Annotated in this window: 14 protein-coding genes and 1 pseudogene; 9 read left to right on the top strand and 6 right to left on the bottom strand. The window is 59.3% G+C overall.

The window, feature by feature from the left end:
- Positions 1 to 1035 carry a lipopolysaccharide heptosyltransferase II gene (gene waaF, locus AC4ANE_RS02710; protein ID WP_002551768.1) on the bottom strand — a complete coding sequence of 345 codons (1035 nt, stop codon included), beginning with the start codon at positions 1033 to 1035 and terminating at the stop codon, positions 1 to 3.
- A gap of 129 nt (positions 1036 to 1164) precedes the next feature.
- Complete coding sequence (gene glnE / locus AC4ANE_RS02705) at positions 1165 to 4122, bottom strand: bifunctional [glutamate--ammonia ligase]-adenylyl-L-tyrosine phosphorylase/[glutamate--ammonia-ligase] adenylyltransferase (protein ID WP_460408686.1); 2958 nt, start codon at positions 4120 to 4122, stop codon at positions 1165 to 1167.
- Positions 4123 to 4506: 384 nt separating this feature from the next.
- On the opposite strand from glnE, the gene aceE reads away from it, so the two are divergent.
- The 5 genes from aceE (at position 4507) to yccS (ending at position 14430) form a co-directional block, all read left to right on the top strand.
- Positions 4507 to 7152 (top strand): pyruvate dehydrogenase (acetyl-transferring), homodimeric type, encoded by a 2646-nt coding sequence (gene aceE / locus AC4ANE_RS02700; RefSeq protein ID WP_002551766.1) that lies wholly within the window; start codon positions 4507 to 4509, stop codon positions 7150 to 7152.
- 142 nt (positions 7153 to 7294) lie between these two features.
- Positions 7295 to 8941, top strand: a complete 1647-nt coding sequence (gene aceF, locus AC4ANE_RS02695; RefSeq protein ID WP_057442601.1) for a dihydrolipoyllysine-residue acetyltransferase — start codon at positions 7295 to 7297, stop codon at positions 8939 to 8941.
- 299 nt (positions 8942 to 9240) lie between these two features.
- Positions 9241 to 10620, top strand: a complete 1380-nt coding sequence (gene dbpA / locus AC4ANE_RS02690; RefSeq protein ID WP_002551764.1) for an ATP-dependent RNA helicase DbpA — start codon at positions 9241 to 9243, stop codon at positions 10618 to 10620.
- Positions 10621 to 10916: 296 nt separating this feature from the next.
- On the top strand, positions 10917 to 12095 hold the full coding sequence (locus AC4ANE_RS02685; RefSeq protein ID WP_002551763.1) for a BaiN/RdsA family NAD(P)/FAD-dependent oxidoreductase: 1179 nt from the start codon (positions 10917 to 10919) through the stop codon (positions 12093 to 12095).
- 136 nt (positions 12096 to 12231) lie between these two features.
- On the top strand, positions 12232 to 14430 hold the full coding sequence (yccS, locus tag AC4ANE_RS02680) for a YccS family putative transporter (RefSeq protein ID WP_032074424.1): 2199 nt from the start codon (positions 12232 to 12234) through the stop codon (positions 14428 to 14430).
- Here the strand turns inward: yccS and AC4ANE_RS02675 are convergent.
- Entirely contained in the window at positions 14393 to 15148 is a 756-nt protein-coding gene (locus AC4ANE_RS02675; protein WP_002551761.1) for a substrate-binding periplasmic protein, read from the bottom strand. The genes yccS and AC4ANE_RS02675 overlap by 38 nt on opposite strands.
- Positions 15149 to 15375: 227 nt before the next feature.
- On the opposite strand from AC4ANE_RS02675, the gene AC4ANE_RS02670 reads away from it, so the two are divergent.
- Together AC4ANE_RS02670 and AC4ANE_RS02665 are read left to right on the top strand one after the other, a co-directional pair.
- The gene (locus tag AC4ANE_RS02670; RefSeq protein ID WP_002551760.1) at positions 15376 to 15834 is read left to right on the top strand and encodes a GNAT family N-acetyltransferase; all 459 of its coding nucleotides are present in this window, start codon (positions 15376 to 15378) and stop codon (positions 15832 to 15834) included.
- A gap of 61 nt (positions 15835 to 15895) precedes the next feature.
- Positions 15896 to 16192: a winged helix-turn-helix domain-containing protein gene (locus AC4ANE_RS02665; protein WP_002551759.1), complete on the top strand. Its 297-nt coding sequence runs from the start codon at positions 15896 to 15898 to the stop codon at positions 16190 to 16192.
- A gap of 16 nt (positions 16193 to 16208) precedes the next feature.
- Here the strand turns inward: AC4ANE_RS02665 and AC4ANE_RS02660 are convergent, their stop codons facing one another.
- Together AC4ANE_RS02660 and AC4ANE_RS02655 are read right to left on the bottom strand one after the other, a co-directional pair.
- Complete coding sequence (locus tag AC4ANE_RS02660) at positions 16209 to 16733, bottom strand: M48 metallopeptidase family protein (protein WP_002551758.1); 525 nt, start codon at positions 16731 to 16733, stop codon at positions 16209 to 16211.
- Positions 16734 to 16766: 33 nt separating this feature from the next.
- A pseudogene (locus AC4ANE_RS02655) lies at positions 16767 to 18906 on the bottom strand (two-component system response regulator).
- Between the two features lie 315 nt (positions 18907 to 19221).
- On the opposite strand from AC4ANE_RS02655, the gene AC4ANE_RS02650 reads away from it, so the two are divergent.
- The gene (locus AC4ANE_RS02650) at positions 19222 to 19893 is read left to right on the top strand and encodes a polysaccharide lyase family 7 protein (protein WP_004654467.1); all 672 of its coding nucleotides are present in this window, start codon (positions 19222 to 19224) and stop codon (positions 19891 to 19893) included.
- A 98-nt stretch (positions 19894 to 19991) separates the two neighbouring features.
- On the opposite strand, the gene putP is transcribed toward AC4ANE_RS02650, so the two are convergent.
- Positions 19992 to 21479, bottom strand: a complete 1488-nt coding sequence (gene putP / locus AC4ANE_RS02645; RefSeq protein WP_002551756.1) for a sodium/proline symporter PutP — start codon at positions 21477 to 21479, stop codon at positions 19992 to 19994.
- 448 nt (positions 21480 to 21927) lie between these two features.
- On the opposite strand from putP, the gene putA reads away from it, so the two are divergent.
- Entirely contained in the window at positions 21928 to 25881 is a 3954-nt protein-coding gene (gene putA / locus AC4ANE_RS02640) for a trifunctional transcriptional regulator/proline dehydrogenase/L-glutamate gamma-semialdehyde dehydrogenase (protein ID WP_002551755.1), read from the top strand.
- The last annotated feature ends 111 nt before the right edge of the window (positions 25882 to 25992 follow it).

Here is a 25992-nt window from a genome sequence, read left to right as displayed (position 1 = left end):
TCAGGCGACCTCCACCGGCGTGCTGTTCAGGCGGCTCAGCGCCTGAATCACGGCGTCCGGTTCAAGCAGACGCATACAGTTGTAATGGCCGAAACGGCAGGTGCGCTCAAAGCACGGGCTGCACTCTATACCCAGGCGCACCACTTCCACTGCGTCGGCCAGCGGTGGCGTGAAGCCCGGCGAGGTCGAACCGTAGACGGCCACCAGCGGGCGGTTCAGCGCTGCGGCCACATGCATCAGGCCGGAATCGTTGGACACCACCGCGTCAGCACACGAGAGCAGGTCGATGGCTTCGGCCAGCGAGGTTTCACCACTGAGGTTGACCGACTCCTCACGCAGACCGGGAATCAGTTCCTGGCGAATACTCTCGCCGACCGGGTGATCCTTTTTCGAGCCGAACAGCCAGACTTGCCAGCCTTCGCGAATGCTGGCGTCGGCGACTTGTGCGTAATGCTCGGCAGGCCAGCGCTTGGACTCGCCGAACTCTGCACCTGGGCATAGTGCCAGCACCGGACGATCGAGGGTCAGCCCGAACTTGCTCAATGCCGCATCGCGAGTCGCGGTGTCGATGCGCAGGCTGGGCTTGGGATAAGGACGCGGCAACTCGGTGCTCTTGTCGAATGCCAAAGCCATGAAACGCTCGATCATCAGCGGATAGCGCTGTTTGTCGAGGGTGCGCACGTCATTGAGCAGGCCATAGCGGAATTCACCGCGCCAGCCGGTACGCTTCGGTATACCGGCAAAAAAGGGCACCAAAGCGGATTTCAGCGAGTTGGGCAGCAGGATAGCCTGATCGTATTGGCCAGCCAGGGACTTGCCGATCCGGCGACGGGTCGCCAGCTCGAGGGCGCCGTGACCCAGCGGGAAACTGAGCGCAGCACGAACCTGCGGCATGCGTTCCAGTATCGGACGGCTCCATTCAGGGGCCAGCACGTCGATTTCGCACTCGGGATGACGCTGTTTCAGACACTGGAACAGCGTTTGTGCCATCACCATGTCACCGACCCAGCTAGGCCCAACGATCAGAATTTTCATGTTCTATCCAAAAACGACCAGAAACGATCAGGGAGGCCGATCAGACTGCGTGACATTCCCACACAACCTGTCGCCTCCCTGTCATAGCTTTATATAGTGTTGCAGCGGAATATGGCGTTGCCGCGCGGCTCAGCTCAAACCCATCTGCGTCCAGATCCGCATCACCTCACGCCGCTGGGCATGAAACTGATCGCCGCTGACCACGCCCGCCTGCTTCTGTAAAGCCTGACGATGCGCTGCCGAGCGGTACGCCTTGTAGGCTTCGCGCAACAGGCCGGCGTCCGTGTCAGGCAACAGCCCGGCGTCCTCAAGCCCTTCGAGAATCCGAATGTTGTCGGTGTATTGCAGCAGCGCTGGATGCTCTCTGGACCACGCCAAGGCGGCGTATTGCACCATAAATTCGATATCGACGATACCTCCGGCGTCCTGCTTGAGGTCGAACGGCACCGACGCCTCGAAGGCACTGGCCGCCCTTCCGGCTGCTGTCACGCGGGTGCCGAGGTTGTCGCGCATCTTGCCGCGCATCTCTCTGACTTCGGCGCGCAGCTTGTCCAGATCACGCTCGCGCCCCAGCACATCGGCACGGACTTTTTCGAACTGCTCGCCAACATCGCGACTGCCGGTCATCACCCGCGCACGCACCAGCGCCTGATGCTCCCAGGTCCAGGCTTCATTGGCCTGATAACGGGCGAAGGCCCCCAGCGAACTGACCAGCAACCCGGATGCACCCGACGGCCGCAGGCGCATGTCGACGTCATACAGCTGACCGGAGTTGGTTTGCGTGGTCAGCAAATGGATCACCCGCTGCCCCAGACGAGTGAAGAACTGCGCGGTGTCGATCGGTTTGGCACCGTCGGTCTCGGCCTCCAGATCGCCATCATGAATGAACACCAGATCCAGATCGGAGCCGTGCCCCAGCTCGATGCCGCCGACCTTGCCGTAGCCGACAATCACGAAACCTGGGTCGCACAACGTGCCGTCCGGACGTAAAGGCGTACCGTGCCGGGCCACGCTGTAGCGCCAAGCCAGAGCGAGCACCTGATCGAGAATCGCCTCGGCCAGCCAGGTCAGGTAATCACTGACTTTCATCAACGGCAGGCTGCCGGATATCTCGGACGCCGCAACCCGCAGGCTGTGGGCCAGCTTGAAATGCCGCAGGGCTTCCATCTGCTGCTCGAGGTCGTCCTCCGGGATACGAATCAGTCGCTCACGAAGCTCGGCCGCCAACTCTGGTGCCAACGGCGGATTGAACAGGCGACCTTCATTGAGCAGCTCATCGAGCAGCAGCGGGAAGCGTGCGATCTGCTCCGCAATCCATGGGCTGGCAGCGCACAGGGTCAGCAGTTGTCGCAACGCATCGGGGTTTTCGGTCAGCAACACCAGATACGCCGAGCGCCGGGCGACCGCTTCTACCAGCGGCAGCACACGCTCCAGCACCAGGTCGGGCTTCTCATGCTCTACCGCCTGAGCCAGCAACCGAGGGATGAACGCATCCAGCCGCTCACGACTCAGACGCTGCATCGAACGCAGGTTGGGACTGCTGCGCAGGCTGGCCAGATTCTTCAGTGCCTTTTCCGCATCGACGAAACCGGCCTGCAACAGCTGGCGACCCGCGGCGTCCTCGTCCTGGGACTCTTCCCACAGGGGCAGCCACTCGCCACCCACCGCGACTTCACTGTCGTCCTGCTGCTCGTCGTCGGGATCCGAATCGGGGTCGGCGATGACCTGACGGAAATGCCAGGACACCCGACTGCGCCAGTACATAAGGCGCTCGTGAAAACTGACCCAGTCGGCAAAGCCCATGATCAGGGCAATGCGTGCCTGATCCTGATCGTTGTCCGGCAACATTTGCGTCTGACGGTCGGCAATCGCCTGAATGGCGTGCTCGGTGTAACGCAAAAATTCGTAACCCTCGCGCAGCTCTTCAGTCACCGCCGAAGGCAGATAACCCTGCCCTTCAAGGGTTTTCAGCACTTTGAACAGCGGGCGCTGTTGCAGGCTCAGGTCGCGGCCGCCGTGGATCAGCTGGAACGCCTGGGCGATAAACTCGACTTCGCGAATCCCCCCCGCACCGAGCTTGATGTTTTCCGCCATGCCCTTGCGCTTCACTTCCTGCTGAATCAGCTGCTTCATGGTGCGCAGCGCTTCAATGGCCGAGAAGTCCAGGTAACGGCGATACACGAACGGGCGCAACATATCCAGCAGCTCGGCACCTGCGGCCTGATCGCCGCCGACCACTCGTGCCTTGATCATCGCGTAACGTTCCCAGTCCCGGCCCTGATCCTGGTAATACTGCTCCAGCGCGTTGAAACTGAGCACCAGCGCCCCGGAAGAACCGTAGGGCCGCAGGCGCATGTCGACCCTGAACACGAAACCATCGACGGTTACCGGGTCCAGAGCCTTGATCAGCCGCTGCCCCAGGCGAATGAAAAACTCCTGGTTATCCAGCGCACGCTTGGTGCCCAGCGTCTCGCCACCCTCCGGGTAGGCAAAGATCAGGTCAATGTCCGACGAAAGGTTCAGTTCGACCGCGCCTAGTTTGCCCATGCCCAGAATGACCATGTGCTGCGGCTGCCCAGAGTGACGACCGGTCGGTGTGCCGAACTGCTCGCAGTGCCGTGGATACAGCCATTGGTAGGCCAGGTCGATCGAAGCATCGGCCATTTCCGATAGATCACGGCAGGTTTCGATCAGATCTGCCTGACGGGTCAGATCGCGCCAGATGATTCGCACTTGCTGGCGTGCGCGCTGCCGACGTAGATTACGCCCCAACTCGTCATCACTGGTGGCGCTCGACAGGGCATCGGCAATCTGACCGCGCAATTGGCCGGCAGAGAGGCTACGCTCCAGCTCGCCCGAATCGGCCAGTTGCAGGAGCATCTGTGGGTCACGGCAAACTTGCTCGGTGACAAAATCACTGGCGGCGCAAACCCGGTCGAACGCCTTGCGGCGCGCTTCGGGCCAGGCCTCGAAAGACGCCAGCGCGTCCTCTGACAAAGCAGTGAGCGCGGCCTGGAAAGTCTGGCGGGCACGGGTAATCAATGGCAGCAGAATGGCCGGAAATTCAGCCAGTAAAGGTAGGCTCATGGTCTATCCTTGATCGGCGTGCAAACGCCCGTCTGTCATGACGGCAAGACGCGTCTGCCAGCACCGCTTGTCGAACAAAGGTTATAAATTGCTGGAAAAATCAAATTAGAAGCATAAAAATCCGCTTTTTCCCTGCAAGATATTCAATAGCAATCAACAGTAACGTTTTAAGTTACAAGACAACAGGAGCGATTGAGTCGCTTCTCTGTAGTTTTACTACTGGGTCCGATACTCGGAGGGCTGAAATCGTCGTCGATTTGTAGTAAAACTACACGCCGCCGGATCCCACCCTCCGGTAATCCAAGAATTTATGTCGTCTGCCCACAAGGCCAGTCGCAAACTCAGGCAACCGATTCTGGAAGCCTTTCCGCCCTGGAGCAAGCCATGCAAGACCTCGATCCCGTCGAAACCCAGGAATGGCTGGACGCCCTGGAATCGGTTCTCGACAAAGAAGGCGAAGACCGCGCTCACTACCTGATGACCCGTTTGGGCGAGCTGGCCACCCGTAGTGGTTCGCAGCTGCCGTACGCCATCACTACGCCATACCGCAACACGATTCCTGTCACCCACGAAGCACGCATGCCTGGCGACCTGTTCATGGAACGCCGCATTCGCTCGCTGGTGCGCTGGAACGCATTGGCAATGGTCGTCAAAACCAACCTGAACGACCCGGATCTGGGCGGCCACATCTCCAGCTTCGCCTCCAGCGCCACGCTGTACGACATCGGCTTCAACTACTTCTTCCAGGCCCCGACCGACGAACACGGCGGCGACCTGATCTACTTCCAGGGTCACGCATCGCCAGGCGTCTATGCCCGTGCGTTCCTCGAAGGCCGTATCACCGAAGACCAGATGAACAACTTCCGCCAGGAAGTCGACGGCAATGGCCTGTCGTCTTACCCACACCCGTGGCTGATGAAGGATTTCTGGCAGTTCCCGACTGTATCGATGGGCCTTGGCCCGATCCAGGCGATCTACCAGGCGCGCTTCATGAAGTACCTGGAGCACCGCGGTTACATCCCGGAAGGCAAGCAGAAAGTCTGGTGCTTCCTGGGTGACGGCGAGACCGACGAGCCAGAATCCCTGGGCGCCATCGCTCTGGCCGGTCGCGAGAAGCTCGACAACCTGATCTTCGTCGTCAACTGCAACCTGCAGCGCCTCGACGGCCCGGTTCGCGGCAACGCCAAGATCATCCAGGAACTGGAAGGCGTGTTCCGTGGTGCTCAGTGGAACGTCACCAAAGTCATCTGGGGCCGTTTCTGGGACCCGCTGCTGGCCAAGGACGTCGACGGTATCCTGCAACGTCGTATGGACGAAGTCATCGACGGCGAATACCAGAACTACAAGGCCAAGGACGGCGCGTTCGTCCGCGAGCACTTCTTCAACTCGCCTGAACTCAAGGCAATGGTTGCCGATCTGTCCGACGACGAGATCTGGAAACTCAACCGTGGTGGCCACGATCCGTACAAGGTTTATGCGGCCTACCACGAAGCCGTCAACCACAAGGGTCAACCGACCGTGGTTCTGGCCAAGACCATCAAAGGTTATGGCACCGGCGCCGGCGAAGCGAAAAACACTGCACACAACACCAAGAAGGTCGATGTCGACAGCCTGCGTCACTTCCGTGACCGTTTCGACATCCCGGTCAAGGACTCCGAACTCGAAGCCCTGCCGTTCTACAAGCCGGAAGAAGGCAGCGCCGAAGCCCGTTACCTGAGCGAGCGTCGTGCTGCGCTGGGTGGCTTCGTACCTCAGCGCCGCGCGCAGAGCTTCAGCCTGCCGACGCCGCCACTCGATACCCTCAAGGCCATCCTTGACGGTTCGGGCGACCGTGAAATTTCCACCACCATGGCTTTCGTGCGCATCCTGGCGCAGCTGGTCAAGGACAAGGAAGTCGGTCAGCGCATCGTGCCGATCATCCCGGACGAAGCCCGTACCTTCGGTATGGAAGGCATGTTCCGCCAGCTGGGCATCTACTCGTCGGTCGGCCAGCTCTACGAGCCAGTCGATAAAGAACAGGTAATGTTCTATCGCGAAGACAAGAAAGGCCAGATTCTCGAAGAAGGCATCAACGAAGCGGGCGCCATGTCCTCCTTCATCGCTGCCGGTACTTCGTATTCCAGCCACAACCAGCCGATGATTCCGTTCTACATCTTCTACTCGATGTTCGGTTTCCAGCGTATCGGCGATCTGGCATGGGCTGCTGGCGACAGCCGCACCCGTGGTTTCCTGATCGGCGGCACCGCCGGCCGTACCACGCTGAACGGCGAAGGCCTGCAGCACGAAGACGGTCACAGCCACATTCTGGCGTCGACCATCCCGAACTGCCGCACCTTCGACCCGACTTACGGTTACGAACTGGCAGTGATCATCCAGGACGGTATGCGCCGGATGTTCGAAGAGCAGCAGGACGTTTTCTACTACCTGACCGTGATGAACGAGTCCTACACCCAGCCAGCCATGCCGGCCGGTGCGGAAGAAGGCATCGTCAAGGGCATGTACCTGCTCGAAGAAGACACAAGGGAAGCGGCGCACCACGTCCAGTTGCTGGGCTCGGGCACCATCCTGCGTGAAGTTCGCGAAGCGGCGAAGATTCTCCGTGACGAGTTCAACATCGGCGCTGACGTCTGGAGCGTTACCAGCTTCAACGAACTGCGTCGCGACGGTCTGGCTGTAGAGCGTAACAACCGCCTGCACCCTGGCCAGAAGCCGGAACTGAGCTATGTTGAGCAGTGCCTCAACGGTCGCAAAGGCCCGGTCATTGCATCGACGGATTACATGAAGCTGTTCGCTGACCAGATTCGTCAGTGGGTTCCAACCAAGGAGTATAAAGTCCTGGGCACCGACGGTTTCGGCCGTAGCGACAGCCGCAAGAAGCTGCGTCACTTCTTTGAAGTCGATCGTCACTTCGTTGTGCTGGCAGCCCTGGAAGCTTTGGCGGATCGTGGCGATATCGAACCTAAAGTGGTGGCGGAAGCCATCGCCAAGTTCGGCATCGATCCTGAAAAACGCAATCCACTGGACTGCTAAGAGTCTGCTTCAAGAGCGCTGATCAGAGCGTAAACAGCCGAGGATGCGGAATTTACCTACCGTAAATGAGCATCCAACGCTGTTTCGTTGTAACTGAACCAGCGTATTGGTGAGTGAACAGGTTCTCCTAAGGAGAGACATAGTGAGTGAGTTAATTCGTGTACCCTACATCGGCAACGGTGAAGGCGAAGTCATTGAATTGATGGTCAAGGTCGGTGATCGCATCGAAGCCGACCAGAGCATTCTGACGCTGGAATCAGACAAGGCGAGCATGGAAATCCCTGCTCCCAAGGCTGGCGTCATCAAGGCCATGAAGGTCAAGCTGGGCGACCGCCTGAAAGAAGGCGACGAGCTGTTCGAGCTGGAAGTGGAAGGCGAAGCGGCTGCCGCACCTGCCCCCGCAGCCGAACCTGCCGCGGCACCTGCTGCTGCCGAAAAACCGGCTGAAGCTGCACCGGCACCTGCCGCTGCTGCGCCTGCTCCGGCAGCCAGCGCCAGCGTTCAGGACATCCACGTGCCGGACATCGGCTCGTCGGGCAAGGCCAAAATCATCGAGCTGATGGTCAAGGTCGGTGACTCCATTCAGGCTGATCAGTCGTTGATCACCCTGGAATCCGACAAGGCCAGCATGGAGATCCCATCTCCGGCAGCAGGCGTTGTCGAGAGCATCGAAGTCAAGCTGGACCAGGAAGTCGGTACCGGCGACCTGATCCTCAAACTGAAAGTCGAAGGCGCAGCGCCCGCCGCAGCTCCGGCACCTGCTGCCAGCGCACCGGCTGCCGCTCCTGCCAAGGCTGAAGCGGCTGCACCGGCCGCTGCTCCAGCGCCGAAAGCCGAAGCAGCACCTGCTCCGGCTGCACCGGCCAAAGACGGCGCCAAGGTTCACGCAGGCCCGGCTGTTCGTCAGCTGGCACGCGAGTTCGGCGTCGAGCTGAGCGCGGTCAGCGCCACCGGCCCACACGGCCGCGTGCTGAAAGAAGACGTTCAGGTTTACGTCAAGACCATGATGCAGAAGGCCAAGGACGCTCCGGCTGGCGGCGCAAGCGGCGGCTCGGGCATTCCGCCGATCCCGGAAGTCGATTTCAGCCGTTTCGGCGAGATCGAAGAAGTACCGATGACGCGCCTGATGCAACTCGGCGCTTCGGGTCTGCACCGCAGCTGGCTGAACATTCCGCACGTCACGCAATTCGACCAGGCCGACATTACCGACCTGGAAGCTTTCCGTGTTGCGCAGAAAGGTGCTGCAGAGAAGGCTGGCGTCAAGCTGACCGTTCTGCCACTGCTGCTCAAGTCCTGCGCCCACTTGCTCAAGGAGCTGCCGGACTTCAACGCTTCGCTGGCACCTAGCGGCAAGGCCGTGATTCGCAAGAAGTACGTGCACATCGGCTTTGCCGTGGACACCCCGGATGGCCTGTTGGTACCGGTTATCCGCGACGTCGATCAGAAGAGCCTGTTGCAGCTGGCCGCCGAAGCCGCAGCACTGGCTGAAAAGGCACGTAACAAAAAGCTGACTGCAAACGACATGCAGGGCGCGTGCTTCACCATCTCCAGCCTCGGCCACATTGGCGGCACCGGCTTCACGCCGATCGTCAACGCGCCGGAAGTGGCGATCCTCGGTGTTTCCAAGGCAACCATCCAGCCCGTCTGGGACGGTAAAGCCTTCCAGCCGAAACTGATGCTGCCGCTGTCGCTGTCCTACGATCACCGCGTGATCAACGGCGCAGCTGCTGCCCGCTTCACCAAGCGCTTGAGCGAATTGCTGGCGGACATCCGCACAATCCTGCTGTAAGCCCTGCAGGCCCGTTCCCGGACGGGCCTTGCTATACACCTTTGCGAGCTGCCACGCTCGAACCTCAACCCCGCCCTCCAGCGGGGATTTTTTTGCCTGGCTATCGCGCCCATGCTCCGCGCTCATTGCTGGATTCTGTGGGAGTGACCGGGGCGGCGATCCGCATTGCTCACGACCATCTTCTGGGGTTGTACGGACCCCTTCGCGAGCAAGCTCGCTCCCACGACCTTTATCGCGGTGCCAGGTCTGACTGGCGGGTGATACACTACGCGACATTTTTGTTTTGCAGGTCCACCGTCGTGACTAACACCGCTTTCAATTCTCTGCCTCTGTCCGCTGCCATGCTGGCTAACCTGGAGTCGCTTGGTTACGCCGAGATGACACCGATTCAGGCGCAGAGCCTGCCGGTGATCCTCAAGGGCATGGACCTGATCGCGCAAGCCAAGACCGGCAGCGGCAAGACCGCTGCCTTCGGTATCGGCCTGCTCAACCCGATCAACCCGCGGTTCTTCGGTTGCCAGGCACTGGTCATGTGCCCGACCCGCGAACTGGCGGATCAGGTCGCCAAGGAAATCCGCCGTCTGGCGCGCTCGGAAGACAACATCAAGGTGCTGACCCTCTGCGGCGGCGTGTCTTTCGGCCCGCAGATCGGCTCGCTGGAGCACGGCGCGCACATCATCGTCGGTACGCCGGGGCGTATTCAGCAACATTTGCGCAAGGGTTCGCTGGTGCTGGACGGCCTGAACACGCTGATCCTCGATGAAGCCGACCGCATGCTGGACATGGGCTTCTACGACGCCATCGCCGACATCATCGAGCAGACCCCGCAGCGCCGTCAGACCCTGCTGTTCTCCGCGACCTACCCGGTCGGCATCAAGCAGCTGTCGTCGAAATTCATGCGTGACCCACAGACCGTAAAAGTCGAAGCGCTGCACGCCGACAGCCAGATCGAGCAGATTTTCTATGAAATCTCTCCGGAGCAGCGTCTGGAAGCGGTGGTCAAGGTACTCGGTCATTTCCGTCCGGCGTCCTGTGTGGCGTTCTGCTTCACCAAGCAGCAGGTTCAGGAAGTGGTCGACCACCTGACCGCCAAAGGCATGTCTGCCGTCGGTCTGCATGGTGATCTGGAACAGCGCGACCGCGATCAGGTACTGGCGATGTTCGCCAACCGCAGCACCTCGGTACTGGTCGCCACCGACGTGGCCGCGCGCGGTCTGGACATCGACGCACTGGACATGGTGATCAACGTCGAGCTGGCGCGCGATTCGGAAATCCACATTCACCGCGTAGGCCGTACCGGTCGCGCAGGCGAAAAAGGCATCGCGGTCAGCCTTGTGGCACCGTCGGAAAGCCAGCGCGCCCGCGCTATCGAAGAATTGCAGAAAGCCCCGTTGAACTGGCAGCAGTACGATCAGCTAAGCGTTAAGGAAGGCGGCAAACTGCTGCCGACCATGACGACGCTGTGCATCGGTTCGGGTCGCAAGGACAAACTGCGCCCGGGCGACATTCTTGGCGCGCTGACCGGCGAAGCGGGTATTGCAGGCACTCAGGTGGGCAAGATCGCGATCTTCGATTTCCAGGCGTACGTCGCCGTCGAGCGCAGCATGGCCAAACAGGCTCTGGAGCGTTTGAACAACGGCAAGATCAAAGGCAAGTCGCTGCGCGTGCGGATTTTGTAAAGTTTATAGTTGACCCTGATAGTCCCTACACTCCGCGCCGAGCATCATATACAGGCCCCGAAGGTCCTGAAAACGCGGTTTTCAGGCCTCTGCCCGTAGGGCGTGGGAGCGAACTTGTTCGCGAAGACGGTAGTTCAGACGATAAATCTTCGGAGAACATACCGGCCCTTTCGCGAACAAGCGAAGCGTCGCCCGGTCCGCTCCCACGGCCTTCGGCCAGAATCAAAAACAGGCTTGTATATAGCTTAGCGCGGAGCATGGGAACGATCGTGACCTACAGATCGAGGAAACACGCTGTGCCCGTTACCGACGTTGTAATCATTGGCGCTGGCGCCGCTGGTCTGATGTGTGCGTTCACCGCTGCCGCTCGCGGGCGCCGGGTGATGTTGATCGATCACGCCAACAAACCCGGCAAGAAGATCCTCATGTCCGGTGGCGGGCGCTGCAACTTCACCAACATGTACACCGAGCCGGCCAACTTCCTGTCGCAGAACCCGCACTTCTGCAAATCGGCCCTGGCGCGCTACACCCAGTGGGATTTCATCGCGATGGTCGCCAAACATGGCGTGCCTTATAACGAGAAGAAGCTTGGTCAGCTTTTCTGTGACAACAAGTCCAGCGACATTCTGGAAATGCTCCTGGAGGAATGTCGACAGGCCGGTGTCAGCCTGCACATGGATACCTCCGTGCAGCAGATCGAAAAGACCGAATCCGGCTACAGCCTGCAAACCACGCTGGGCACGTTGAGCTGCGAGGCACTGGTCATCGCCACGGGCGGGCTGTCGATTCCGACGCTGGGCGCAACCGGTTTCGGCTATCAGGTCGGCAAGCAGTTCGGCCACACGCTGCTGCCCACCCGCGCAGGCCTGGTGCCGTTCACCATCACCGATCAGCTCAAGGAGCTGTGCACAGAGCTTTCAGGCACATCGGTGGATTGCCTGGTCAGTTGCAATGACACCAGCTTCCGCGAAAACATCCTGTTCACGCATCGCGGCCTCAGTGGTCCGGCGATCCTGCAGATCTCTTCGTTCTGGCAGCCCGGTGACACCGTGGAAATCAACCTGCTGCCCGATCACGATGTGCCCACCTGGCTCAGTCAGCAACAGGCCGAGCGTCCCAACAGCGAATTGAAAACCCTGCTGGGCGAGATTTTCACCAAGAAGATGGCCAATCTGATCGCCGAACACTGGTTCGTGTCCAAACCCATGAAGCAGTACACCCATGCCGAACTGGCCGACATCGCCGAAAAGCTGGCGAGCTGGCAGGTGGTCCCGGCAGGCACCGAGGGTTATCGCACCGCTGAAGTGACGCTGGGCGGTATTGATACCCGTGAAGTGTCGTCCAAGACCATGGAGTCACTGAAATCCCCCGGCCTCTATTTCGTCGGCGAAGTGCTCGATGTGAGCGGTCATCTGGGCGGCTTCAACTTTCAGTGGGCGTGGGCCTCGGCGTACGCAGCGGCGCAGTACGTGTGACGTAGTGCGCGTGGCGTAACATCACGACACTGCAAATCGGTATAAATTTTGCCAAGCGGATGTACAGCCAGTCGTTTGGTCTGTACATATCCTCCTGCAGAATTGATCAATTGCGAACAGGGCCGTCAGCTTACCCATGGCATCGAAATCTCTCCGTCATACATTCCGTCGATTGTGGGCGCTGGATAAATTCAGCTATAGCGTTCGAGTCTTTATCGCACTGACCGGCAGCATGGCGCTGTGCTGGTACCAAAACGAGATGGCATTGCTGATCCCGCTGTTTCTGGGGATTATTGCCTGCGCACTGGCAGAGACTGACGATAGCTGGCAAGGCCGACTCAATGCCCTGGCCGTGACACTGGTGTGTTTCAGCATCGCCGCCCTCGCCGTCGAATTGCTCTTCCCCTACCCCATCCTGTTTGTCTGCTCGCTGGCGCTGGCCAGCTTCTGCCTGACCATGCTCGGCGCGCTGGGTGAGCGGTATGGCGCAATCGCCTACGGCACGCTGATCCTCTCGGTCTACACCATGATCGGCGTCGATCAGCGCGGCGGTGAGGTACTGGACTTCTGGCATGAGCCGATGCTGCTGGTGGCGGGTGCAACCTGGTATGGCCTGCTGTCAGTGCTGTGGCAGATGCTGTTTTCCAACCAGCCGGTGCAACAGGCGCTGGCCCGGCTGTTCCGTGAGCTGGGGCAGTACCTGAAACTCAAGTCGACGCTGTTTGAGCCGATCCGCACACTCAATGTAGAGGCCCGTCGTCTGGAACTGGCGCAGCAGAATGGCAAAGTGGTCGCCGCGCTGAACTCCACCAAGGAAATCATCCTGCACCGCGTTGGCAGCGGCCGCCCCGGTTCGAAAGTCAGCCGCTACCTGAAGCTGTATTTCATCGCCCAGGACATCCACGAGCGCGCCAGCTCGTCGCACTACCCCTACAACTCACTGGCCGACGCCTTTTTCCACAGCGATGTGCTGTTCCGCTGCCAGCGCCTGCTGCGTCAACAGGGCGTTGCCTGCCAGGCGCTGTCAGAATCCATCCAGCTGCGGCAGCCGTTCGTGTATGACCCCAGCTTCGCCGAAGCCATGGAAGACCTGCACGCCTCTCTGGAACACCTGCGCATCCAGAGCAACCCTGCGTGGCGTGGCCTGTTGCGTTCGCTGCGTGCGCTGGCTGCCAACCTCGGCACACTGGATCGCCTGATCAGCGACGCCAGCAACCCGGACGCCGTGGCCGATGCCACCGACAGCAGCCTGCTGGACCGCTCGCCGCGCAACCTCAAGGATGTCTGGACCCGCCTGCGCCTGCAGATGACCCCGACCTCACTGCTGTTCCGCCACGCCCTGCGCCTGCCGCTGGCGCTGACCATCGGTTATGCGATGGTGCACCTGATTCACCCGTCACAGGGCTACTGGATCATCCTGACCACGGTGTTTGTCTGCCAGCCGAGCTACGGCGCCACCCGGCGCAAACTCGGCCAGCGGATCATTGGTACGGCAATAGGTCTGACGGTCGGCTGGGTACTGTTCGATCTGGTTACCAGTCCGATTCTGCAATCGATGTGCGCGGTGTTGGCCGGTGTGGTGTTCTTCGTCAATCGCACCACGCGCTACACCCTGTCGACCGCCGCCATCACAGTCATGGTGCTGTTCTGTTTCAATCAGGTCGGCGACGGTTACGGGCTGTTCCTGCCACGGCTGTTCGATACGCTGCTGGGCAGCTTGATCGCCGGGCTCGCGGTGTTCCTGTTCCTGCCGGACTGGCAAGGACGACGCCTGAACAAGGTGCTGGCCAACACCCTGACCTGCAACAGCATTTACCTGCGGCAGATCATGCAGCAGTACGCCAAGGGCAAGAGTGACGACCTTGCCTATCGACTGGCGCGACGCAACGCACACAATGCCGACGCTGCGCTGTCGACCACATTGGCAAACATGCTTATGGAGCCCGGTCACTTCCGCAAGGAGGCCGATGTCGGTTTCCGCTTTCTGGTCCTGTCACATACGCTGCTGAGCTACCTTTCCGGCCTCGGCGCGCACCGTGATACACAGTTGCCTGGCGATGTCCGCGAACACCTGATCGATAACGTCGGCGCTACGCTGGCAGCCAGTATCGACGAAATCGCCGCAGGGCTGGCCGAGAAGAAACCTGTCGCCGTACAGAGTGACGCAGAGGAAGCACTGGCCGCGCAACTGGAACAGCTACCGGAAGAGATGGACGAAAGCCAGCGTCTGGTACAGGCTCAGCTAGCCTTGATCTGCCGCCAGCTGGCACCGCTACGCACCCTTGCCGCCCACCTGATCAAAGCTCCGGAGGCTGTTGCAGCCCATGCAGTCTGAACAGCTCGTCGTAGGTGCCGTCGGCCTTCATGGCGGCAATTTCACGATCAAAATCGGCGACGATTTTTGCGTGCTGAGGGTTTTTCAGGCTGACCAGAATATGCAGACTGTTCTCGCTCAACGAGCCGGGTAGAAACTCGACACGGTCGCGAACCTCGTCGGGCTCCATCGCCAGGTTATAGCGAGCGACGTATTCGTCCTCCAGTGTCAGGTCCACACGTTCGGCAGCGAGCATGCGTACGGCTGTGGAGAAGTTTTGTACGGGAACCTTCTTGAGCAGACTGTCGCTGTCAAACGCAGGGGAATAGGCATAACCGCGTACAACCGCAATCATGTAATTGTGCAGTTGTTCATGGCTCCGAACCTCGATAGCCGATTCCTTGCGTTTGATGAAGCGCACCCTATTAAGCAGGTATTCGGCTGAAAACTGACCAATTTTTGTGCGATCTTCGCTGAACCATGCGTTGATCAGAACATCGTGCCGCCCTTCACTCAACCCCAGCATTGCCCGCGCCCAAGGCACTTGCTCATACAGAGTGGTGTATCCGGCGCGGCGCAACGCCGTATTGACGATATCGGTCGCAAGTCCGCCGTTGAGCAGCAGCGCATCGGTAAAAGGTGGCCAAGGGTCAGCGACGAGGCGCAGTTTCTCGGCTGCACTGGCATGCGCCATCAGCAAAAAGACCAGCAACCCAACCGCTCGAAGCCACTGCGACATGCTCAGGTTCCTGAAAAGGGCGGTATACCCGATTTAATCCTATCGGCAGCAAAACCATCACTCATGAGAGTGCCAGCAGCTTTTAATTGAAGACCTGAAGCGGTCAGTAGACAAGCCGGAAGAAGAACATGCTCAGTAAAGCTGTACGCACATCGTTGACAGCGTTTATTGGGAATGTCGGCGGATACGTTTAGACTTCTCTTCTGGTTTCCCTGCGAGTCTGCGACATGTCTATCAAATGGATCTGCAAACATCACACCGAGTTGAGCATCCAGCAGCTGTATGCCGTGCTGCAACTGCGCGCCGAGGTGTTTGTGGTCGAGCAGCAATGTGTGTATCTGGACGTGGACGGGCAGGACCTGACGGGCGATACCTGCCACCTGATGGCCTGGCAGGAAGACAAGCTGGTCGCCTACCTGCGCTTGCTGGACCCTATCCAGCAGGGCGGCGACGTCACTATTGGGCGAGTCGTGACAGCCCCTTCGATTCGCAGCCGGGGCATTGGCCATGAACTGATGGAACAGGCTCTGGAAAACGCCGAACGCAAATGGCCTGACCAGCCCATCTATCTGTCGGCACAAGCCCACCTGCAAGGCTATTACAGCCGCTACGGTTTCAACCCGGTGGGCGAGGTCTACCTGGAAGACGACATCCCCCACATCGGCATGCGCCGCGATCTGGACTAAGAGCAGTTGCACGCCTTGAGCTGCAAGCTGCACATTGAAAGCATTGAAAAGGGATTCGTCGATGGAGGTCAGCAAGACCAAAAGCAGTTTCTATCGCCGCCTGTACGTGGCGTACCTGATTGATTCGAAGCTCGCCAGCAGCGTACCCGAACTGACCGCCGTAACCGGCATGCCACGCCGCACCGCGCAGGACACCATCAGCGCGCTCTCCGATCTGGACATCGTGTGTGAATTCGAACAGCAGGAAGGTGCCCGCAATCACGCAGGCAATTACCGTATTCGCAACTGGGGCGCCATCGACAAAACATGGATCGCCCGCAACCTGAACAGCATCAAGGCCGTGCTCGGGTATCCCTAGCAGGGCAGTTGCGAGCTTAAAGCTTGCCGTTCGAAGCCTGCAGCTCGTTATAGGTCAGGTAGACGCGCAGGTCGAATTCCAGCTGGTGATACCCGGGCAGCATGTGCTCGCATAACTGGTAGAACGCCTTGTTGTGGTCTGACTCGCGAAAATGTGCGAGCTCATGAACCACGATCATCTTCAGGAATTGTGCAGGGGCTTCCTTGAACAAGGCGGCTACCCTAATTTCATTGCTTGCCTTGAGCTTGCCGCCCTGCACTCTGGATATTTTAGTGTGCAACCCGAGCGCGCGATGGGTCAGGTCCAGGCGACTATCGAAGAGCACCTTCCTGATGGCCGGCGCGTTGCGCAGGTAATCCTGCTTGAGCGCCAGCGCGTAGGCGTAAAGAGCCTTGTCGCTTTGTATCTGATGACGCTCAGGGTAGCGCTGCTCCAGATAGTCCGCCAGACGGTTCTGGGCAATCAGCTGATGCACTTGATCCTGCAGGGTCTGCGGATAGGCCTGCAGGTATTTGAGCGGAGCATGGCTGGCGGCAGTCATGGGGCCTTTTGCATGATGACGAAAGACGCCATTCTACAGCAATCCACTCGATCTCAAGCCTGCCACCTCAAAGTGCCCGGGGAAGCGCAGCGCGTCTTCGGGCACCATCGGATGCGCGATCAGAAAGCCCTGCATGACCTGACAGCCGTTGTCCGCCAGCCACTGGTATTGCTCGGGGGTCTCGACCCCTTCGGCAATAACCAGCATATCGAGGTTGCGACTCAGGTCGATGATGCTGCTGGCCATCGCCGCCTCGCGCCTGGACTCGACAATGTTGGCGACAAAACGCCTGTCCAGCTTCAAGGTGTCTAGCTGAAGATTGCGCAAGTGCGACAGCGAGCATTCGCCGGTCCCGAAATCGTCCAGCGCAATACGCACGCCGACGTCATGCAGCAACTTCAGCTGTTTATGGCTATGCGTAAGGTTATGCACCAGAGAGCTTTCAGTGATTTCCACCTCGATCTGCCCTGGTTTGAGCTCGAAGCGATCCATGGCACGCTTCAGCTCCGAAGCCAGGTTGGGCATGCAGAATTGCGTGGGGCTGACACAGACACTCAGTACCACATCGGCAGCAAACACCCGACTCCACGCCTGACGCTGTTCGGCACCCTGATCGAAAATCCAGCTGCCTAGCCGGTTGATCAACCTGGTCTCCTCAAGCAAGGGAATGAACAGTGCAGGAGGTACCTCGCCGACCGCCGGATGCTGCCAGCGCAACAACGCTTCGAAACCACGCAGGCGGCCATCCGCAACGTGGACCTGGGGCTGGTACACCACCGAAAAATCCTTGCCATCGATGGCCGTGCGCACGCTTTCCTCAAGCATCAGCCGTGAGCGGGCGCGTCCGTTCATGTTCTGGTCGTAGAACCGGTATTGCTGACGCCCTGCACGCTTGGCCTCGTACATGGCGATATCTGCCGCACGCAGCAAACCGTCCAGATTCGAGCCGCAGTCCGGAAAGGTCGCAATACCGACACTGGCACCCAAGGTGATATCGACACCGTCGACCCTGGCGTCTTCCCGACACCCGTTCAATGAGCTTTTCGGCGATTTTGGCCGCCTGTTCGGGGTAATCAAGCCCATCGATCACGACCGTGAATTCGTCGCCGCCAATGCGCGCCAGAACATCATAGGGGCGCATGCTGTCCTTGAACTGCTCGGCGACCCAGAGCAATACCTGATCACCGGCGTCATGACCCAGCGCATCATTGATCTGCTTGAAGCCGTCCAGGTCCATGAACAGCACAACCAGGTATTTGTCTGTCTGCTCCTTTCGCAGGAGCATGCCTTCAACGGCCTGATAAAGCCCGCGGCGATTGAGCAGGCCTGTCAAAGCGTCGGTAACGGCCTGTTTTTCAAGTTGCTGATAAAGATCACGGACTACCGACATATCCAGAACCGTCATCACCATCGCCTTCTGCTCCGCAGGCAGCGCCGCGCAAGACAAGGCAACCGGCAACTGTGTACCTTGTGCGGTACGCAGAACGGCATCGTGCACCCGGTAGGTGTCGGCCTTGCGATAGTGCTTGTAGAAGCCAGACTCCAGCCAGTCGCCCACTTGCGGTTCGATAATGTAATCCAGCACTTGCGTACCGCGCAGTTGATCGACCGAAGCGCTCAACAACTGGCAGATGGCGGGATTGGCAAAACTGATGGTGCCCGCCTCATCAACGACCAGAATGCCTTCGGCGACGTTGGCCAGCACTGACGCGTTGAACGCTCGGGCCGATTCAAGCTCCAGCGAGAGCTGTTGCAGCGCACGACGGTTACGCTGCTGCTCAAGCAGGGTCTGCACCTTGGGCTTGAGAACGTTCGGGTCGAAGGGTTTGAACAGGTAATCCGTCGCGCCATTCGCATACCCCTTCTGCACGGCATCCTGAGTCTGCTCATTGGCCGTGAGAAAGATAATCGGCGTCAGACGGGTGCGCTGACTGCCTCGCATTAGCCGAGCGACTTCGAAGCCGTCCATGCCCGGCATCTGCACATCCAGCAGAACCAGGTCGACTTCCTGCTCAAGAAGTACCGTCAATGCTTCGATGCCTGAACTCGCAGTCACAATGTGCCAGTCCGTTCTTTGCAGAACAGCGCACATCGTCACCAGATTTTCCGGGTAATCGTCTACAACCAGTAAAACCGAAGAGCCATCATGTGGCTGTGTTGGCACGCGTTCCATGCTGCTTCTCTATGTGGGCATGACGCCTGGGTTTCAGGACGACCGTCATACTTTGGAATAACTCTAGCCCCGTCTCGCAAAAAGCAGAAGCAAGGCACCCCTTCCCTACCATCAAAGTTCGATCTACCCGACTAACGGTCATTCCCTGTACGCCGTGCACACTCTGCTCTGCAGGAAAAGTGACAGCACTTTGACGTCATTGGTTCGACAACTTTTAATTAACAAATCGCCCTACAATCCGTATAAAACGCGCTCAAACCCTCTTGCTAGAGGCCACCCCTTGGTAGCAAACAGACATGCGCGGAAGGATTGAACATGATCGATCTCGGATCGTACCAACTCAGCATTCCAGTGGGCTCCCCCCCCCAAACCATTACCACCGCTCAGCTTGTTAAGGGTTATGACGGCAAATACTTCAAATCAAAATCGGACTCCATTGTGTTCTGGTCTCCGGTGACCGGGACCAAAACCGAAAACGCTAAATATTCGCGCAGCGAGTTACGGGAAACATGGTCAGATGGATCACTGCACAATTGGGTATATCCCGACGCGGACAACTATCTGAACGCTAAACTGGAAGTCGATCAGGTGCCCTCTTCCGGCAAGATCGTGATCGGCCAGATACATGCCTACGAGAGCACCGAGCCTCTTCTGAAAGTCGAGTATCAATACAAGGAAGACACCAAGACCGGAGACATCGTTGCGAAAGTTCGCAATCGTTTCGATGACGACGAAAGCAAGGTCTATAAGATAGTCGAAGGTGTGAAGCTCAATCAGACATTCAGTTACGTCATTCACCTGAGCAAGGGTGGAAAATTGACTGTCAGTGTCAACGACACCGACTGGAGCAAGCGCATCAGCGAGACCTGGCGCGACAAGCCTTTGTATTTCAAAGCCGGTGTTTATACCCAGGACAACACCGGGTATACCTCGGAAGGCGGCAAGGCCACGTTCTATAATCTGGATATTGATCACAACAAGAGCTGAGTCGCACGCAGGCCTTGAATCAAACGATCAAAAAAACGGCCCGCACTTGCAGAAAGTGCGGGCCGCTTTTCATTTCATCGGTTATTCAAGCAGCATTATCAGCGGTTGGCTTTGAACTCCTGCTCAGCCGCCAGGAAACGTGTCTGCATGGACGCAGACGCAGGCTTGCCGATCAGACTGAATACCACGATGGCAATGCTGGCAAGGATGAAACCCGGGATGATTTCATACAGGCCAAGGGTACTGAACTGCTTCCAGAGTACGACAGTCGCAGCGCCGACTATTACCCCAGCCAGCGCACCATTGCGCGTCATGCCTTTCCACAGCACAGATATCAGCACCACAGGGCCGAATGCAGCGCCAAACCCTGCCCAGGCATAGCTCACCAGCCCCAGTACGCGATTCTCGGGATTGGCGGCCAGCAGAATGGCAATGACAGCGATCAGCAACACCATCGCACGCCCGACCCACACCAACTCAAGCTGCGAAGCCCCCTTGCGCAGGTAAGCCTTGTAGAAGTCTTCGGTCAGCGCGCTGGAGCACACCAGCAACTGGCAACTCAGCGTACTCATCACCGCAGCCAGAATGGCCGACAGCAATACACCGGCGATCCATGGATTGAACAGCAGCTTGGCCAGTTCGATGAAGACCCGCTCCGGGTTCTCGGTCACCGGCCCGGCCACATCCGGGTGCGCGGAGAAGTAAGCGATACCAAAGAAGCCTACCGCCACAGTACCGCCAAGGCACAGGATCATCCAGGCCATGGAGATGCGTCGGGCGCTGGCAATCGACTTGACCGAATCAGCCGCCATGAAGCGCGCCAGGATATGCGGCTGACCGAAATAACCCAGTCCCCAGCCAAGCAGGGAAATGATGCCGATGAAAGTCGTGTTCTTGAACATGTCGAAGCTGGTCGGATCTTTCGCTTCAATGGCCAGGAAGGTGGTATCGACCCCGCCTGTTGCCAGCAGGACGATGATCGGCGTCAGGATGAGGGCGAAGATCATCAGCGTGGCTTGTACGGTGTCGGTCCAGCTCACGGCCAGAAAACCACCGACGAAGGTGTACGCAATGGTAGCCGCAGCGCCGGCCCACAGGGCGGTTTCGTAGGACATGCCGAAGGTGCTTTCAAACAGACGCGCGCCCGCAACGATGCCCGAGGCGCAATAGATGGTGAAGAACACCAGAATCACGACGGCCGAGATGATGCGCAGCAGGCCGCTGCTGTCTTCGAAGCGGCTGCTGAAGTAATCCGGCAGGGTCAGCGCGTCACCGTTGTGCTCGGTCTGCACACGCAGACGACCGGCCACGAACAGCCAGTTCAGGTAGGCGCCGATGATCAGACCAATGGCGATCCAGCTTTCCGACAGGCCGGACATATAGATAGCCCCCGGCAACCCCATCAACAGCCAGCCGCTCATGTCCGAGGCCCCTGCTGAAAGCGCTGTTACCACGCTGCCCAGGCTGCGCCCGCCGAGGATGTAATCCGAAAGGTTGTTGGTAGAGCGATAGGCCATCAAGCCGATCAAGACCATTGCCGCTATATAGATCACAAACGTGATCAAGGTAGGGTTACTGACACTCATGAGTTCTGCCTTGGCATTGTTTTTATGTTGGCACCCGATGCCAAAGGGAATAGCGACCGATATACGGCGCATCCGTGCTTTTGCACCCGACACCGCGTTGACTGATCGCTCCGCAAGGATCGGCAATCAATGACTGGCGGTCGCACCGCGGGAATGAATCCTATTAAACAAACCAAACAAGGTGCAACCCATTTCACCGTGCAAGTTGCACCTGTTACAAAAAAACCAATAAAGGCGTTTTTCTGCTCCATTTTAGGGCGCTTTCGACCCTCTCTACAAACAATCGCGCACCAGCTCTGAGCAAAGCAGCACTTTTGCGGGTCACTTGCCGGGAATGTCACAAAATATTATCGAAACAGGGTTGCACTCGGTTGCACCTGACCCCGTCACAGCGCTAATCTTCGCCAAAGCCGATGCCACCGTTGCGTGGCTATAATGAGGACAACACATGGCCACCACTACTCTGGGCGTCAAACTTGACGACCCGACCCGCGAGCGATTGAAAGCCGCCGCCCATTCGATCGACCGCACACCGCACTGGTTGATCAAGCAGGCGATTTTCAATTACCTGGAAAAACTGGAGAGTGGTGCAACCTTGCTGGAGCTCAATGGCGCGACTGGCAAAGACAGCGAAGACCGAGGCGAAGTGGCGGAAGACACAGGCCTGCAATGCTTCCTGTATTTTGCCGAGAGCATTCAACCGCAGTCGGTACTGCGGGCGGCCATCACCTCCGCCTACCGCCGCCCCGAGCAGGAAGTGGTGCCGATGCTGCTGGAGCAGGCGCGCCTGACTGCACCTGTTGCCGAAGCCACCAACAAGGTGGCCGCGTCTATTGCCGAAAAGCTGCGCAACCAAAAAAGCGCTGGCGGCCGCGCTGGCATTGTTCAAGGCCTGTTGCAGGAATTTTCGCTGTCCTCGCAGGAAGGCGTTGCACTCATGTGCCTGGCCGAGGCGTTGCTGCGCATTCCGGACAAGGGCACGCGCGATGCCCTGATTCGCGACAAGATCAGCAACGGCAACTGGCAGCCGCACTTGGGCAACAGCCCCTCGCTGTTCGTCAACGCTGCCACCTGGGGCCTGCTGCTGACCGGCAAGCTGGTCGCCACTCACAATGAGGCAGGCCTCACTTCTTCACTGAGCCGCATCATCGGCAAGAGCGGCGAACCGATGATCCGCAAGGGCGTCGACATGGCCATGCGCCTGATGGGCGAGCAGTTCGTCACCGGCGAAACCATCGGCGAAGCCCTGGCCAATGCCAGCCGTTTTGAAGCCAAGAGCTTCCGCTATTCCTACGACATGCTGGGTGAAGCGGCGCTTACCGAGCATGATGCGCAGAAGTATCTCGCGTCCTACGAGCAGGCCATACACTCCATCGGCAAGGCCTCCCACGGCCGCGGTATCTACGAAGGCCCGGGCATTTCCATCAAGCTGTCGGCACTGCACCCGCGCTATAGCCGCGCCCAGTACGAGCGCGTGATGGAAGAACTGTACCCGCGCCTGCTGTCGCTGACCCTGCTGGCCAAGCAGTACGACATCGGCCTGAACATCGATGCCGAAGAGGCTGATCGTCTGGAGCTGTCACTGGATCTGCTCGAGCGCCTGTGCTTCGAACCGCAGCTCACTGGCTGGAACGGCATTGGCTTCGTGATTCAGGCTTACCAGAAGCGCTGCCCTTATTTGATCGATTACGTGATCGATCTGGCTCGGCGCAGCCGTCACCGCCTGATGATCCGTCTGGTCAAGGGCGCGTACTGGGACAGCGAGATCAAGCGCGCCCAGGTCGAAGGTCTGGAAGGCTATCCGGTGTACACGCGCAAGGTGTACACCGACGTCTCGTACATCGCCTGTGCCCGCAAGCTGCTGGCGGCACCAGAAGTCATTTATCCACAATTCGCCACACACAACGCCCACACCCTGGCGGCTATTTACCAGATCGCCGGGCAGAATTATTACCCAGGTCAGTATGAGTTCCAGTGCCTGCACGGCATGGGCGAGCCTTTGTACGAGCAGGTCGTAGGCAAGGTCGCAGACGGCAAGCTGAACCGTCCATGCCGCGTGTACGCTCCGGTCGGCACGCATGAAACGCTGTTGGCCTATCTGGTCCGTCGTCTGCTGGAAAACGGTGCCAACACGTCGTTCGTCAACCGGATTGCCGACCATTCGATCTCCATTCAGGAACTGGTGGCCGACCCGGTCAGCCAGATCGAACGCATGGCAACACAGGAAGGCGGTTTCGGCTTGCCGCACCCGCGCATTCCGCTGCCGCGCGACCTGTATGGCACCGAGCGCGCCAACTCCAGCGGCATCGACATGGCCAACGAGCATCGTCTGGCTTCGCTGTCATCGGCCCTGCTCGCCACAGCGCACAATGACTGGAAAGCTGCCCCCATGCTCGGCTGCCCGGCCAGCGCAGGCACACTGACTGCCGCGTTGAACCCATCGGACCTGCGTGATGTGGTCGGTCATATTCAGGAAGCCTCGCTGCAGGATGTCGAGAACGCCATCCAGTGCGCCTTGAGCGCTGGCCCGATCTGGCAGGCAACACCGCCTGCCGAACGCGCCGCAATTCTGGAACGTGCTGCCGATTTGATGGAAAGCGACATCCAGCCCTTGATGGGCCTGCTGGTCCGCGAGGCGGGCAAGACCTTCGCCAACGCCATCGCCGAGGTGCGCGAAGCCGTCGACTTCCTGCGTTACTACGCCGTACAGGCGCGCAATGATTTCACCAACGACGCCCATCGTCCGCTGGGGCCGGTGGTCTGCATCAGCCCGTGGAACTTCCCGCTGGCAATTTTCAGCGGTCAGGTCGCTGCTGCACTGGCTGCGGGCAACCCGGTGCTGGCCAAACCGGCCGAGCAAACACCGTTGATTGCCGCCCAGGCCGTGCGCCTGCTGCTTGAAGCCGGCATCCCGGAAGGCGTGGTGCAATTGTTACCGGGGCGCGGTGAAACCGTAGGTGCCGGGCTGGTCGGCGACGAACGCGTCAAAGGCGTGATGTTCACCGGTTCCACTGAAGTCGCCCGCCTGCTGCAACGCAACGTGGCGGGTCGCCTGGACTCGCAGGGCCGCCCCATCCCGTTGATCGCCGAAACCGGCGGTCAGAACGCGATGATCGTCGACTCTTCGGCGCTGACCGAACAGGTTGTCATCGACGTGGTTTCTTCGGCGTTCGACAGCGCCGGGCAACGCTGCTCGGCACTGCGCGTGCTGTGCCTGCAGGAAGACTCTGCCGACCGCGTCATCGAAATGCTCAAGGGGGCGATGGCCGAGAGCCGCCTCGGCAACCCGGAGCGCCTGTCCGTGGACATCGGCCCGGTGATCGATGCCGAGGCCAAGGCGGGTATCGAAAAACACATCCAGGCCATGCGCGACAAAGGCCGTACGGTTTATCAGGTGGCCATTGCCGACAGCACGGAGCTTAAGCGTGGCACCTACGTGATGCCGACCCTGATCGAGCTGGAAAGCTTCGATGAGCTGCAACGCGAAATCTTCGGCCCGGTGCTGCATGTGGTGCGCTACAAGCGCAAGGAACTGGGCCTGCTGATCGACCAGATCAATGCATCCGGCTACGGCCTGACCCTTGGTGTTCATACCCGCATCGACGAGACCATCGCCAAGGTCATCGACAACGTCAACGCAGGCAACGTCTATGTAAACCGTAACATCGTCGGTGCTGTGGTGGGCGTCCAGCCATTTGGCGGCGAAGGCTTGTCCGGTACCGGCCCTAAAGCCGGTGGCCCGCTGTACCTGTACCGCCTGCTGTCGACGCGTCCGCAGGATGCCATCGAGAAATCGTTCGTGCGCAGTGATGCACTGTCTGCTCCGGACACCCGCCTGCGTGACATCCTCAACAAACCGTTGCAAGCCTTGAAGGCCTGGGCAGCCAGTAATCAGCAAAGCGATCTGGATGCCCTGTGCAGCCAATACGCCGAGCAATCGCAAAGCGGCATCACTCGCCAGCTGGCGGGGCCGACCGGCGAGCGCAACAGCTATGCGATTCTGCCGCGTGAACACGTGCTTTGCCTGGCGGATGACGAGAACGACCTGCTGATTCAACTGGCGGCCGTGCTGGCTGTCGGCAGCTCTGCCGTGTGGCCGGAAACAGACATCAGCAAGCCATTGCGCGCTCGTCTGCCAAAGGACGTTCAGGCACGCATCAAGCTGATCCCTGACTGGACCAAGGACGAAGTCGCTATCGACGCCGTCCTGCACCACGGCGATTCCGATCAGCTACGCGCCATCTGCCAGCAGATCGCACAACGCAGCGGTGCAATCGTCGGCGTCAATGGCCTGTCCCACGGCGAAACCAACGTGCCGCTGGAACGTCTGGTGATAGAGCGGGCATTGAGCGTCAACACCGCGGCGGCGGGTGGCAATGCGAGCCTGATGACGATCGGCTGATGCCGCTAGGTAACAGATGACGCAGAGCGTCAAGAAAGGCATTCCCACGCTGGAGCGTGCGGAACGAGAGGTGTCCGAAAGACACCGACCGTTCCCATGCTCTGGACGCTC

This window comes from Pseudomonas sp. Pme6b, from assembly GCF_058129925.1.
Note: the sequence above shows the minus strand (reverse complement) of the source record. Positions and strands in the feature narration are given on the sequence as shown.

Coding starts and splice junctions, on each gene's coding strand:
- waaF (WP_002551768.1), bottom strand. CDS start 1,035: ATGAAAATTCTGATCGTTGGGCCTAGCTGGGTCGGTGACATGGTGATG.
- glnE (WP_460408686.1), bottom strand. CDS start 4,122: ATGAGCCTACCTTTACTGGCTGAATTTCCGGCCATTCTGCTGCCATTG.
- aceE (WP_002551766.1), top strand. CDS start 4,507: ATGCAAGACCTCGATCCCGTCGAAACCCAGGAATGGCTGGACGCCCTG.
- yccS (WP_032074424.1), top strand. CDS start 12,232: ATGGCATCGAAATCTCTCCGTCATACATTCCGTCGATTGTGGGCGCTG.
- AC4ANE_RS02675 (WP_002551761.1), bottom strand. CDS start 15,148: ATGTCGCAGTGGCTTCGAGCGGTTGGGTTGCTGGTCTTTTTGCTGATG.
- AC4ANE_RS02670 (WP_002551760.1), top strand. CDS start 15,376: ATGTCTATCAAATGGATCTGCAAACATCACACCGAGTTGAGCATCCAG.
- AC4ANE_RS02665 (WP_002551759.1), top strand. CDS start 15,896: ATGGAGGTCAGCAAGACCAAAAGCAGTTTCTATCGCCGCCTGTACGTG.
- AC4ANE_RS02660 (WP_002551758.1), bottom strand. CDS start 16,733: ATGACTGCCGCCAGCCATGCTCCGCTCAAATACCTGCAGGCCTATCCG.
- AC4ANE_RS02650 (WP_004654467.1), top strand. CDS start 19,222: ATGATCGATCTCGGATCGTACCAACTCAGCATTCCAGTGGGCTCCCCC.
- putP (WP_002551756.1), bottom strand. CDS start 21,479: ATGAGTGTCAGTAACCCTACCTTGATCACGTTTGTGATCTATATAGCG.
- putA (WP_002551755.1), top strand. CDS start 21,928: ATGGCCACCACTACTCTGGGCGTCAAACTTGACGACCCGACCCGCGAG.